General features: G+C 62.2%; 12 protein-coding genes and 1 pseudogene. 5 read left to right on the forward strand and 8 right to left on the reverse strand.

The annotated features are described in order from the left end of the window. Positions 1 to 61 precede the first annotated feature (61 nt). The gene (locus tag ACYVKR_RS24260; protein ID WP_460483541.1) at positions 62 to 1,522 is read left to right on the forward strand and encodes an efflux transporter outer membrane subunit; all 1,461 of its coding nucleotides are present in this window, start codon (positions 62 to 64) and stop codon (positions 1,520 to 1,522) included. A 285-nt stretch (positions 1,523 to 1,807) separates the two neighbouring features. Here ACYVKR_RS24260 and ACYVKR_RS24265 read toward each other — a convergent pair whose 3' ends face one another. From ACYVKR_RS24265 to ACYVKR_RS24300, 8 genes and pseudogenes are all read right to left on the reverse strand, one after another. Next, entirely contained in the window at positions 1,808 to 1,954 is a 147-nt protein-coding gene (locus tag ACYVKR_RS24265) for an oxidoreductase (RefSeq protein ID WP_460483542.1), read from the reverse strand. Between the two features lie 72 nt (positions 1,955 to 2,026). Continuing rightward, positions 2,027 to 3,028, reverse strand: a complete 1,002-nt coding sequence (locus ACYVKR_RS24270; protein ID WP_460483543.1) for an NADP-dependent oxidoreductase — start codon at positions 3,026 to 3,028, stop codon at positions 2,027 to 2,029. A gap of 104 nt (positions 3,029 to 3,132) precedes the next feature. Beyond that, complete coding sequence (locus ACYVKR_RS24275) at positions 3,133 to 3,699, reverse strand: PaaI family thioesterase (RefSeq protein ID WP_460483544.1); 567 nt, start codon at positions 3,697 to 3,699, stop codon at positions 3,133 to 3,135. A gap of 90 nt (positions 3,700 to 3,789) precedes the next feature. Further along, on the reverse strand, positions 3,790 to 4,101 hold the full coding sequence (locus ACYVKR_RS24280) for a hypothetical protein (protein WP_460483545.1): 312 nt from the start codon (positions 4,099 to 4,101) through the stop codon (positions 3,790 to 3,792). A gap of 33 nt (positions 4,102 to 4,134) precedes the next feature. Continuing rightward, positions 4,135 to 4,839 carry an SDR family oxidoreductase gene (locus ACYVKR_RS24285; protein WP_460483546.1) on the reverse strand — a complete coding sequence of 235 codons (705 nt, stop codon included), beginning with the start codon at positions 4,837 to 4,839 and terminating at the stop codon, positions 4,135 to 4,137. A gap of 70 nt (positions 4,840 to 4,909) precedes the next feature. Further along, a complete protein-coding gene (locus ACYVKR_RS24290; protein ID WP_460483547.1) occupies positions 4,910 to 5,485 on the reverse strand; it encodes a TetR/AcrR family transcriptional regulator in 576 nt (191 codons plus the stop codon). 397 nt (positions 5,486 to 5,882) lie between these two features. Then, positions 5,883 to 6,506: pseudogene (locus tag ACYVKR_RS24295) on the reverse strand (tyrosine-type recombinase/integrase). A gap of 52 nt (positions 6,507 to 6,558) precedes the next feature. Then, positions 6,559 to 7,482 (reverse strand): LysR family transcriptional regulator, encoded by a 924-nt coding sequence (locus ACYVKR_RS24300; RefSeq protein ID WP_460483548.1) that lies wholly within the window; start codon positions 7,480 to 7,482, stop codon positions 6,559 to 6,561. A 129-nt stretch (positions 7,483 to 7,611) separates the two neighbouring features. On the opposite strand from ACYVKR_RS24300, the gene ACYVKR_RS24305 reads away from it, so the two are divergent. The 4 genes from ACYVKR_RS24305 to ACYVKR_RS24320 are packed head-to-tail and all read left to right on the forward strand — an operon-like array spanning position 7,612 to position 12,511. Continuing rightward, positions 7,612 to 8,655: a porin gene (locus tag ACYVKR_RS24305; RefSeq protein WP_460483549.1), complete on the forward strand. Its 1,044-nt coding sequence runs from the start codon at positions 7,612 to 7,614 to the stop codon at positions 8,653 to 8,655. 20 nt (positions 8,656 to 8,675) lie between these two features. Next, on the forward strand, positions 8,676 to 9,656 hold the full coding sequence (locus ACYVKR_RS24310) for a Bug family tripartite tricarboxylate transporter substrate binding protein (protein ID WP_460483550.1): 981 nt from the start codon (positions 8,676 to 8,678) through the stop codon (positions 9,654 to 9,656). 9 nt (positions 9,657 to 9,665) lie between these two features. Then, positions 9,666 to 11,177, forward strand: coding sequence for an FAD-dependent monooxygenase family protein (locus ACYVKR_RS24315; protein WP_460483551.1), 1,512 nt, complete (start codon positions 9,666 to 9,668; stop codon positions 11,175 to 11,177). Then, positions 11,174 to 12,511, forward strand: coding sequence for an amidohydrolase family protein (locus tag ACYVKR_RS24320; RefSeq protein WP_460483552.1), 1,338 nt, complete (start codon positions 11,174 to 11,176; stop codon positions 12,509 to 12,511). The genes ACYVKR_RS24315 and ACYVKR_RS24320 overlap by 4 nt, the downstream gene beginning before the upstream one ends. Positions 12,512 to 12,584: the final 73 nt, after the last annotated feature.

Genomic DNA, 12,584 nt, shown 5'->3' on the forward strand with positions numbered 1-12,584 from the left:
ATTGGACAACGTGTGACTGTTTGGTATTATGGTCACAACCTGCTTTCTGTGGAAGAAGTCCATGCTGCCCAAACACATCTTTGTCGCGCTCGCTGTCGCCAGCCTTCTGACCGGCTGCGCTGTCGGCCCCGACTACGTTCGGCCCGATGTGCCCATGCCGGCGCAGTTTCATGGTCGGGCCGCAATGGATCTTCGGCATGCGGCCATCAACGCCGACCTCGCCACTTGGTGGATGGGTTTCGGCGATACGCAACTGACGCGGTACGTAACGATTGCCCTTGACCAGAACCTCGACCTCGCACAGGCATCCGCCCGCGTCACTCAAGCGCGTGCAGGTCTTGGCGCGGCAAGTGCTGCACTGTTGCCTTCCGGCAATGTCGGCGCTCAGGCAACCAGAGCCTACCAATCCGTTGAAACGCCCTTGGGACAAGTCCTGAACTCAACGCGTGGCTTCAACCGCTACGGCAATGCCTATGAGGCCAACCTCGCCGTGAGCTGGGAACTGGATGTGTTTGGAGGGCTGCGCCGTGGGCGGGAAGCTGCGCTTGCCGAGTACCAGGCCTCGGGAGCTGGTGCGGCGGCCGCGCGGCTGGCAGTGGCCGCGCAAACCGCCGACATCTATATAAGCATCCGTGGACTGCAGGCCCGCCTGGATGTTGCACGGCGCCAAGTGCAGACACAGCAGGAACTGCTTTCGACCATCAAGCTTCTCAACGGTAAGGGCCTGGTGCCTGAACTTCAAGTCAGGCAGTCCGAAGGTGCGTTGGCCCAGGTTCGGGCATCTGTCCCTGTGCTTGAGGCGGGCTTGGATACCGCCATGAACGCACTGGATGTGATGCTCGGCACACCGCCCGGCACACATCGGGCGGAACTGGCTAAAACTGCCGACATCCCGATGGCTCCGCAGATCGCAGCCACTGGATCGCCGGGTGACCTGCTGAGGAGGCGGCCGGATCTGATTGCGGCGGAGCGCCGTTTGGCTGCGTCGAACGCGCGTATCGGCATGGCCATCGCCGAGTACTACCCCAAACTTTCCTTGAGTGGCCTTATCGGCGGTGCCACGGCAGTGTCCAGCGGCAACCTGCTCACCAGCGGCGCCAGTCAAGCCGCTGGCGTGCTCGGCTTGCGCTGGCGCTTGTTCGACTTCGGGCGCATCAATGCGCAGATTCAGCAAGCCAAAGGGCAGGAGGCCGAAATGCTGGCGGCGTATCGGCTTGCAGCGCTGCACGCAACCGAAGACGTAGAGAATGCCTTTTCGGCCCTGGTCAAGCGCGAGGAGCAAACCGCCGTGCTCTCCCAAGGAGTGGACTCGCTCGGCCGAGCACGAACCGCTTCATTGGCGGCATATCAAAAAGGTGTCGTCAGCCTGATCGAAGTCTTGCAAGCGGACGAGAGCTTGCTGCGAGCGTCCGACGCTCGGGTGCAGTCTCAGGCTGAATCGGCCCGCGCCGCAGTCGCTGCCTTCAAGGCGCTGGGCGGTGGGTGGCAGCCTGATGCGCCTGCCGCTGTAGCAAGCAAATAACACTGCGACCCTATGAAACGGGAGGCGCATGGAACCTTATTGCTTCCTCGGGACTGGAAGGTGGCCCCCCATTGAGCAGCTCACTGAGGTGGTTGATTCCTACTCCGCTGGGACAACGAGAAGCGGATCAAGTCTCCCCGGGGGCTCTTAGAGCCGAAGTTCTCGCAGGGGGCAGAAAGCTGCCGCCATCGAGCCTCCCTCACCCTTGATCGATGCATTGCAGCCACCATGAGGGCTCTGGGTTACCCCAGTCCGGGGAAGGCCAGGTTCCCCCCCCGGTGATGATCAGACTGGCCGGGCCTGCTGGCTGTAGTACGCGGCCATCAAGTCGTTGGGTTTGCTGGCGTCGACCGCGCGGCTGCGCGTCATCGGGGCCATGACGATGCGATTCGCGAGTTGGAGCGAGCGCGCAGCAAAAGGTTGGAAGAGCATGTCCACCCTGGGCCAGGAATGTTGGAGATGGAAGCGCGGCAACCCAGGGGCGCCGCTGCCCATCAAGGGGCGTCAACGCATCTTCACGACGACCTTGCCCTTGGCGCGTCCCAGGGCCAGATAGTCGAGTGCTTCCTTGGCCTGCTCGAACGGAAACACCTTGTCAATCACCGGCCGGATGCGCTGCGTCTCGAGGAGCTTGCCGATCTGGGCAAGTTGCTCGCCATCCGGGCGGGCAAAGAGGAACGAGTAGTCGACGTCCCGCTTCTTTGCCAGGCGCAGGATCTTGCGGCTCATCAGCGCGAACACGAACTTCAGGACGAGATTGAGGCGGCGAGCGCGAGCGAATGCGACGTCCAGCGGCCCGACCAGGGAGACGATCCTGCCCCGCGCCTTGATGATGCCGATGGACTTCTCGATCGAGTCGCCCCTGACGGTGCCCAGCACCGCGTCGTAGCCGCTCAGCACAGTCTCGAACGCCTGCTTCTTGTAGTCGACCACCTCGTCGGCGCCCAGACTGCGCACCAGTTCGACATTGCCCGTGCTGGTGGTCGTTCCCACCTTGGCCCCCAACAGCTTGGCCAACTGGATGGCAAACGTGCCAATGCCGCCGGAGCCTGCAGGGATGAAGACCTTTTGGCCCGGCTGAAGACTGACGCGTTCCTTCAGCGCTTGCCACGAGGTCAGCCCGACCATCGGAACCGATGCCGCCTGCACGAAGTCCAGATTGGCCGGCTTCAACGCGGCAGCGCTCTCCGGCACCACTGCAAACTCGGCAATGGAGCCGGTGCCCTGATCGAAGATGTTGGCAAAGACCGCATCGCCGACCTTGAACCGGGTCACGCGGCTGCCGACCTCGGTCACGATACCGGCGAGATCGCTGCCCAGCGTGGCTGGCAACTCAAACCGCAGCACGGCCTTGAAGATCCCGGTGGGGATCATGTTGTCGATCGGGTTGACGCTGGCCGCATGGACCTGGACCAGCAGTTCGTCGGCCCTTGGCGTGGGTCGGGTAACGTCCGCGAACCCGATCTCGGGCGACTTGCCGTAGCGCTTGAACGTGAGTGCTTTCATGGGTTCTTCCTGGTCGTGGCGGGCCCGAATGGGCTGCCACGGGTTGATCGGGCCGTGGGTGGATCGCCAGGGGCGAGTGCCTGAAGGAATCAGGCCTTTCCGAGTCAACGCGCAGAAGGCGGAGACTCAAAGATGGCGCAGGTGGTTGTCGCATGGGCATAGAGCTTCCCGTCGGGGCCGACGATCCTTGCTTCAGACGTGCCGACTTGACGCCCGACGTGAAGCGCCGTCCCCACGCAACGCAGCGGGCCGGTCTGTGTGCTGGCCGCCCGGACGATGTTGAGATTGATCTGGCTGGTGGTGTAGCTTCGTCCGGCGGGCAGCTTGGTCTGCACGGCACATCCCAATGCGAAGTCCAGCAAGGTCGCGTACCAGCCGCCATGCACCGAACCCAGCGGGTTGTAGTGCTTGAGTTGCGGAGTCGCCTGGAAGACCGCGCGCCCATCACCCAACTCGACCAATTCACAGTCGAAGGTGTCGGCCATGTACGGGTGGGGCAAGTCGCCTTCGAGCAAGGCGGTCATCACCTGCAGACCTGTCTTGCCTTGAGTCTGATGCGGATGGGCCAGGCCGGCATGACCTCCGCCTCGCTCGAGCCTGCGCCGCCTCACCTGCTCCAATTGCGCCTGCCAGGCGCTCAACGTGGCTTCGACCGTGCTCTCAATCGACATGATGGATCCAACTGAAGGTGTGAAAAAGTGATCGTGATGCCGGTCCGCTTCTGCGGGACCCAACATCGACATCGCATCGAGCAGCCATGTTCACGGCTGCGCCGCCCCCGGCTTGGTGTTCACCGGCAGGCAGAGCAGACCCGTGAGCAGCGCCAGCGCTCCATGCAGGGCATATAGCGCATTGAAGTCCCTGCGCTGCAGCGCTGCATGGCCCAGCAACGCCACGGTGAGCGCCACGCCGACCGCGATGCCGCTCATCATCAGCCCGGGAAGCCAGTGCGACAGATACTGCGGCTCGATCCCCGGTACGAGCAGGAACCACAGGCTGCTGCAGGCATACAGCAGAGAACCGCCGACCAGGAAGCGGCGATGCCCCAGCCGTGTCGCCAGGCGACGCGGCACGCAGAGCCGGGGTGTCGACGGCTGTGATCATGTTCAGTCCCGCGCCTGCAGGTACACGCCAGGCTGCGCTGACAAGCCGAGCTTGACCTGTTGCGTCAACTCGTCTGCCAGCACCTCGTCGGCGCCCGCTTCGAGCGCGTCGAACGCCCTGGCGACGATGTCGTCCGGCGTTGACTTGGGGCTGACGATGCCCTGGGTCATGCCGGTGTCGACGAAGGCCATGTGCAGGGTCAGCACCTGGGTCTTCTGGCCTCGCAACTCGTTGCGCAGGCCGTTGCTGAGGCTCCAGGTGGCCGACTTCGCCACCGCGTACGCAGCCAGCGCCGGACTGGTGATCCAGCTGGCGACCGAAGCCACGTTGAGCAGCGCGCCGCCGCCGTTGGCAGCCAGCACCGGCGCGAACGCGCGGCTGATGCGCAGCACGCCAAAGAGATTGGTCTCCAACTGCTGGCGCAGGCTGGCCTCGGCATCCGCCGCGAGGAGGCTGGTGAACTGTGCGATGCCGGCGTTGTTGATGACCACCGCCACATCGCCGGCTGCCTCAACGGCGGCGGCGATGTCGGCAGGCGAGTTCACGTCGAGCTGGATCGGCGTGACGCCAGGCAGCGTGACGCTCTTCGGGTCCCGTGCTCCGGCGTAGACCTTGCGCGCACCGCGCGCCAGGGCGGCCTGGGCGAACGCAAGTCCGATGCCGCGATTGGCGCCGGTGATGAGGACGGTGGCGTTGTCGATTTTCATGATGCTCCTAAAAATGATGGCCGTCATATTTGCAAGCGCGCAAGCGCGCAGCGGCCGCTTCAAAGGCGCTTCAGATGTCGTACTGTTGGATCAGGCTGGCCCGCACATTCGCCAGCCAGGCCTTGCCCGCGTTGCCCTGGAGCGTGCGCGCCAGTTGCAGCGCGCCGACCAGGGTGGCCGCGACCACTTGGGCTTGCGCCGAGTCGGCACTGGCAGGCAGGGTGCGGCGCACCAGTTCAACCAAGCCCAGCAGGCGGGCGCGGGCTGCACTGGCGACCTCTTCGGACTGGCGCGGGATTTCGGAGGCCAACGCGGCGACCACGCAACCGCACTCGGCATTCTCGAGTTGCGCATCAGCCAGGTAGGTGTGCACCAGCGCGGAGAACGGACTCATCCCTTGGGCCTGAGCCTGGCGCAGCCGATCGACGAGCACAGCCCCGGTGTCGCGACCGGCACGCTGCGTGGCCTCGGCCAACAGAGCATCGCGGGATGCGAAGTGGGCATAGAAGCCGCCATGCGTCAGGCCGGCCTCTTTCATGATGGTGGCCAGACCGACGCCGTCGTAACCGGCGCGGCGAATTGCTCGCGCCGCTGCATCCAGGATGCGGTCGTGGGTCAGTTCCTTGCGGCTGGTGGTGGCAGACATGATGTTCATTATATTACGATCATCATATTATCGCGTCAACCACGGTCGAAGGCCCGGTTTCGCGGATGGTGAGTGTTGTCCCTGGGTCGGCAGTGCCGGTGGGTTCCGCCTCCGATCTGTCATTCACGACCCGACCACGACCGCGCCACCTTGAGCACCCGGTCTCGGGGGCGCAGCGGTCATACGAGCCGCTGCCCGCCGAAAGTCCGGTGATGATCGCCGCCGCCGCTTGGGCCGCCGACCGCGAATGACTCGGTTCAGCCTGGAGCGCGCTGCTTTGAATGCATGCTGATCGGTGTCGGTCTTGCCCGGGAGGGTAAGTGCGGGCAGTGACCTTGCAACAGCTATTCGAGTCCCACCTATCCGGTATTAGCGCGGGGGCGGGACTTCAACGAGGTCAGATCTCAGTCTGCTCGGAGATTTCGAGGGCGTCATCCACCTCGATGCCGAGGTATCTCACTGTCGACTCCAACTTGGAGTGACCTAGCAGCAGTTGCACAGCACGCAGGTTCTTGGTACGCCGATAGATCAGCGTTGCCTTGGTCCTGCGCATTGAGTGCGTGCCGTAGTCGGCACGATCCAGTCCGAGTTCATCGACCCAGTGCCCGAGGATCCGGGCGTACTGCCGAGTGCCCAGATGGGGGGATTCATGAAGCCGGCTGGGGAAGAGGAAGTCTTCAGGCTTGAGCCCAGCCTGCTTGATCCATGCCTGCAAGGCGTCCCGAGTGGCCTGGGTGATCTCGAACTGCACCGGTCGCTGGGTCTTGTGCTGCATGACGATGGCGCGCGAGGCGACTTGGTCTCCATGGCACACGTCTCGCACTCTCAGGGCGACGAGGTCACAGCCCCGCAGCTTGCTGTCGATGCCCAGATTGAAGAGGGCGAGTTCGCGCACCCGCGATTCCATCTGAAGCCGGACGCGCAAAGCTCAGATATCCTTCAGCTTGAAAGGCAATTTCTGCCCCACGATCTTGCCCTTGTTCCACGGCTCGCGATGCGTGGTGTTGTCTGTGGATTCCATGATGGTCTCCCATCGAGTTGAGGGATCTACAGAATGCGCTTGCATCTACCAATTACGGCACAGAAGTGGGCTTCATTTCCTCAGCAATTTCGAGAAGTAGTCCTCGAAGCCAGGCAATCGCAGGGTCGCGCTCCTGGTACTTATGCCACTGCATGTGTTCGGCAAATGGCGGGATGTCTACGGGACATTGGACAACACGCAGGGCAAAGCGCGCGGCGATCTGCTGGGCAAGCCGGGTCGGTAAGGTGGCAATGCGCGGGGTTCCCACCAGCAGATGCGGTACGAGCGTGAAGCTAGGGGCGATGACGTCTTGTTTGCGAGCGCGCTTGCCGACGGAGATCAATTGCTGATCGTAGGTCAGTCGCTGACCACCTCCCCATTCAACGCCGATGTGGGAGGCCTCGAAATACTGCTCCGTCGTCAGTTTTTTCTTGGTGCCGAAATACTCCGGACTCACAAGGCATGAAAAGGTGTCCTCGAACAGCAGCTCAGAAGGCTGTCCGGGCACCAGTGCGAACTGCGGCGTGATGAGCAACTCAATTTCCCCGCTTTGAAGGAGTTCACGCGACTGGGGGCTCCTTGCACGCAAGTCAAACTCCATGCCGGGGGCGGCGCTGGCAGCACGCCTCACCATCTCTGACAGCAAGACCGAGATGACGTAGTCCGAGGAGTCGATAACGAATCGCCGCTGCGACCTGGCCGGATCGAATGTGGGTTGGGCACGGGAGATCGCCTGGACTTGCAGCAGCACGTCATGCACCGGCTTGGCAAGCTCTGCGGCCAAGGGCGTGAGCACGAAGGATTTGCCAATCGGCTGCAGTAACTCGTCTTTGAAGTACTCGCGAAGGCGCTTGAGGGACAGGCTGGTAGCCGGCTGACTCAGAAAGACACGTTCCGCGGTCCGCGTCACGCTGCGAGTCGTGAGCAGCGCGTCGAGCACCACGAGTAGGTTCAGGTCCAGTTTGTCGAAGCGCATGCTCTTAACTATTTGCGGTGTAAATGGTAGTACTTTAAACAATTCATTTGTCGGATGGAAGTGGCCAGAAAACAATCGAGCCCCATGAGGAATGCGCCGTTACGTGGCCTCATCACCCAGGAGACAAAATTGAAATCCTTCACCGTTCATAAGAGGGCAGCACAGACTGCCGGATCGCGCCGTTTGAGCGCTCGGGCACTCCATGCGGTTGCTGCATATGCGGCCTTGGCCGCGAGCGGAGCGCAGGCGCAAAGCTCCATCACGATCTCCGGCAAGGTGGAGGCATCCATCGATTACCTTCGCATCTCTTCGCCCAGCGGAGCGTCACGCACACTCACGGGCCTTTCCAGCGATTCTTCGCGCCTGATTTTCGAGGGGGTGGAAGACCTGGGCGGTGGCTGGGCGGCGAAGTTCAAGCTGGACCACGGCTTCAATGTGGATACCGGCACCACTGGCTTCGGCGGAACCTTTTTTGGCCGCGAGGCGATGGTCGGCCTGGCAACGCCTTACGGCGAGGTTCGCCTGGGCCGCAATTACATCCCCATGGACGATCTCACCGCACCATTGGATCCCTTCTATTTTGCGGGGATCGGGGCGGCGTGGCCGATGGCAATCTTCACGCCCCGCATCAATAATTCCGTCAAGTACATCAGTCCGCGCATGGGTGGCTTCCAGGCGCGTGCACTCGCCAGCGCCAGTGAAGGGGTGGCGGGCATGCAGTACATGGGCTTGGGCGCTTCGTACAGCGACAAGAGCTTCGACATGCATGCGGCCTACACCACGCAGAAGAGTGCAGTTCCTACTGGCGATCGCAGGGAATTCATGGTGGGCGGGGACTACAAGTTCGGAGGTCCGCGCCTCACGGGCTTTTATATCCAGCGCAATGATCCGGGTCAGCCAAAGCGCAACACGGCTCTGGTTGGCACCAACTGGCCCATCGGCCTCGGAGAAATCCGCGCGAGCTATCTGCTGGAGCGGCAGGGAGACGCCAGGGCTTCCAGGGTGGTGATCCAGTACATGCACTTCCTGTCCAAGCGGACCTCGGTTTTTGCGGGCATTGCTCGCCTGAACAATAGCTCAGGCTTTTCCGAGACCTTGAATCCGGCGCTGCCGGCACTCGCCAAGGGTGAGGACATTACCGGGACTCAATTCGGTATCCGCCATACCTTCTAAAGAGGAGCCTGGGAGAAAAAATGAAGACAAGACGAACTTCGCTGATCTGCGGTGCTGCCATGGCCATGCTCTCCATGCTTCGGCCGGCCTTCGCACAAGAGAGTGCCTACCCTGACAAGCCTATCCATGTCGTGTTTCCCTATCCTGCAGGCTCTGCGCTGGAGGTCGTGGGGCGTCTGGTGTCCGAGCGCGCCTCGCGCCTGCTTGGCCAGCCGATCGTGTTCGAGAACAAGGCTGGCGCCAATGGCATCCTGGGCACAGCCCAGGTAGCGCGGGCTAAGCCAGATGGCTACACGCTAGGGCTCACCACGACGTCGGCCTTGCTGCTCAATAGTCTGCAGCGCAAGGACTTGCCGTACGACCCGGTGCGCAGCTTCACGCCGGTCATTGCTGTAGCCGACATTCCGGTGGGTTTGATCGTCAGCTCCCGGCTACCCGTGACAAACATATCCGCATTGGTGGAGCATTTGAAGAAGCAGCCGGGTCAGCCCTATGCCAGCGTCGGTATCGGCTCTTTCAATCACTTGCTGATGGAGCAATTCAAGACGGTGACCGGGGTGGACATGCTGCATGTTCCCTACCAGGGCGCCGCGCCCATCATTCCCGAATTGCTCAGCGGCCGTGTGGATGTGACGGTTCTCAGCGTTGGCTCGGTGCTCGGGCAGTGGAAGTCAGGGCAAGTACGGGTACTCGCTTTCATGTCGGACAAGCGCTTGCCATCGCAACCGGACGTTCCCACGATGTCGGAACTGTTTCCTGCATTTCGTCCGTTCGGCAACTGGATGGGCCTTGTCGCACCGGCCGGTACGCCTGAGCTGGTTGTGCGCAAGCTCAACGCCGTCTTCGCCCAGGTGCTGGAAATGCCTGAAGTGCGCAAAAGAATCGAGGAAGAGCAGTGGCGTGTCATGGGGGGATCCGCCCAGGATCTCGGCCGCATGATTTCGAACGATCGACCAATGGTCGAGGCCGCCGTCAAGGCCGCAGGCCTCAAGCCTGAGTAGGAGACAAGCATGCAAGCATGGGATGCCATCGTTGTTGGAGGTGGCCCGTCTGGTCTGACGCTGGCTGCCGAACTGGCGGGTGCCGGGGCGAAGACCCTGGTGCTCGAGCGCCGAACCGAGGGCGTGCAATCGAGGGCGGGGACTATTCTGCCCCGTGTGCTCGAACTGTTCGATGCCCGCGGCATTGCTGATCGCTTCGTCGAGCGTACCAGGGGGATCATGCCGTATCCATTCCGCCATTCGCACATATGGGCGGGTTTTCATCCTATCCGCTGGCAATACCTGGAGAGCCGTTTCGGCTTTACGCTCGGATTGCCGCAGAACTTGACCGAGGAGATTCTCTGGCAGTGGGCGATCGAGAGCGGGGCGCAGATCTGGCGTGGCATGGAGTTCAAATCCTTCGAGCAAGACTCGGATGGGGTGACCGTGTCGGCTGTGGATGAGCACGGCGCACCGGCCATGCTGCGCGCTCGCTATCTGGTCGGCGCGGACGGAGGCCGCAGTGCTGTGCGGTCCAGCGCAGGTATCTCGTTTGACGGTCATTCCGGTACCTTCCGTGGCATCGTCATCGACGCGCTCCTGGAGGCCCCCTGGCAAGGCGGGCGTATCAATGTCGACAATGAAATGGGATGGGTGCGCGGCTATGCCTTTGGTGAAGGCATCACGCGCTTCAACATCGTTCACCGCGACCGGCGCATGGCTCCGAAGGATGAGCCCGTCACCCTGGAGGAAGCGCTGCAGTGCATCAAGGACGTGCACGGCACCGACTACGGAATTACCAGCTACCGATGGGCATCACGCTTTGATGACCAAATGCGCTCGGTGCCATCACTGCGCAAGGATCGGGTATTCCTGGTGGGCGAATCCGCCCGCATCCACTACCCAGCCAGCGGTGTGGGAATGAACTTCTGCTTGCAGGATGCCTTCAACTTGGGCTGGAAGTTGGCCCATGTGATCAACGGCTACGCTGATGAATCGACGCTGGACAGCTACGACGAGGAGCGCTTGCCGGTGATGCGCTCGCTGCTCGAAAGCGTCAAGGCCCAATGCGAGCTGCAGTTCAATTTTGACGCCGGGGGGATTGCGCTCAAGCGGCATTTGGCGGAGCACATCGTCCCGCTGCCGGATGTGCAGCGTAAGCTGGTTCTCGAACTGTGCGGACTGCAAGAGCCGTATCAGCGTGGGGCCGCAAGCCATCCCTTGACGGGTAGCCGGCTCCCGGACTTCGATCTGATCACGCAGGACGGCCAGTCGGTGCGGCCCGCCGAACTGCTGCGCGACCGCAGGTTTCTGCTGCTCGACCTGGAAGGGCAGAGCCGGCAGTTCGCATCGCTCGAGTCCATGGGCGTTCCTCTGAATATCGTCAGTGCGCGCGTCGGCCGTGTTCCTCTGGCCATGGACGGCGTGACAGGTATCCTGGTCCGTCCGGACGGCTATGTTGCCTGGGCCAGCAGCGACCCAGCGCAGGCTGGTACGGTCCGCGCGGAACTGGATCGGTGGCTGACGCGGAGCAGGACATGAATGAGCGTCGCACCCTCTTGACCGGTGGCTGGGTGATCAGCATGGACCCTGCCATCGGGGACTTGCGCCGCGGAGACGTGTTGATAGAGGGCGAGCGGATCCTTGCCGTGGCGCCACACATCGAGACAGAGGCCGCCGAGCGGATCGATGCCAGGAGCATGATCGTGCTCCCAGGATTTATCGATACCCATCGGCACACTTGGCAGACCTGTGTGCGGCATCGCTACGCGGATATTGATCCACAGATTTATTTCGCTGAAATGCTGGGCGCGAAGGGGGCGGCTTTCCGTACCGAAGACGTCTATGTGGGAACCCTGCTGGGAGCGGTATCCGCGCTGGACGGAGGGACGACCACCATGCTGGATTGGTCCCATGTGCAGAACACGCCGGAGCATGCGGATGCTGCAATCCTGGCCTTGCGCGATTCCGGCATTCGTGGCGTATTTGCCCATGGCTGGCCGCTCATTGAGGGAAACTCATGGATGTTCAGCAGCGAGCGCGGACATCCACAGGACATTCGCCGGCTGCGTGAACAGTATTTTTCCTCGGATGACCAATTGCTCACGCTGGCAATGGCGGGCCGTGGCCCGGAAATGGCACAGCGGGATGTGTGGTTGAATGATTTGCGCCTGGCTCGCGAGTTGGACATTCGCTCCACCATCCACATGGGAGCATACGCCCGCAATGCCCAGGTTCGTGCCATTGCCCAGATGCATGAAGCTGGCATGCTCGGCGATGACCTGACCTTCGTTCACTGCTGCTGCTGTGCCGACGATGAACTGTCCATGATGGCCGATGCGGGTGTCACGGCGTCGCTTGGGGTCCATTGCGAATTGAATGCGCAGGGCATTGGCGACATTCCATTCGATCGGCTCCTGGCCGTCGGCATCCGTCCCAGCCTGAGCGGCGATACCGAAACCAAGTGCGCAGGTGACATGTTCACGCAGATGCGCCATGCTTTTGCATACTACCGCTCGTGGATGGGAGGAGGTCACTCCCGGGCCGCGAACGCGCCGCAGACATTGACGTTGCGCGACGTGCTGGAGTTCGCGACGATCGCAGGAGCCCATGCCACCGGGCTGGCTCATAAGACCGGCTCACTCACGCCGGGCAAGCAAGCCGACATCATTTTGGTGAGGCAGGACGATCTGAACCTTATGCCCGTTTCAGATGCGGTAGGGGCGATTGTGCTGGCTGCACACCCGGGAAATGTCGATTCCGTCTATGTTGCCGGACGCGCAGTCAAGCGCCATGGCCGCCTGCTGCACATTGACGTAGAGGCGCTTCGCGCACGCGCATTCCATTCGCAGCGGTATGTGCTGGAGGACTTGTGATGCCGGCCATTGCACAACTTGATCCGCAACTCGCCGCAGTTGTCACTGCCCTCCAGGTGCGGGACGCCCCTGC

This window comes from Comamonas humi (assembly GCF_054782535.1).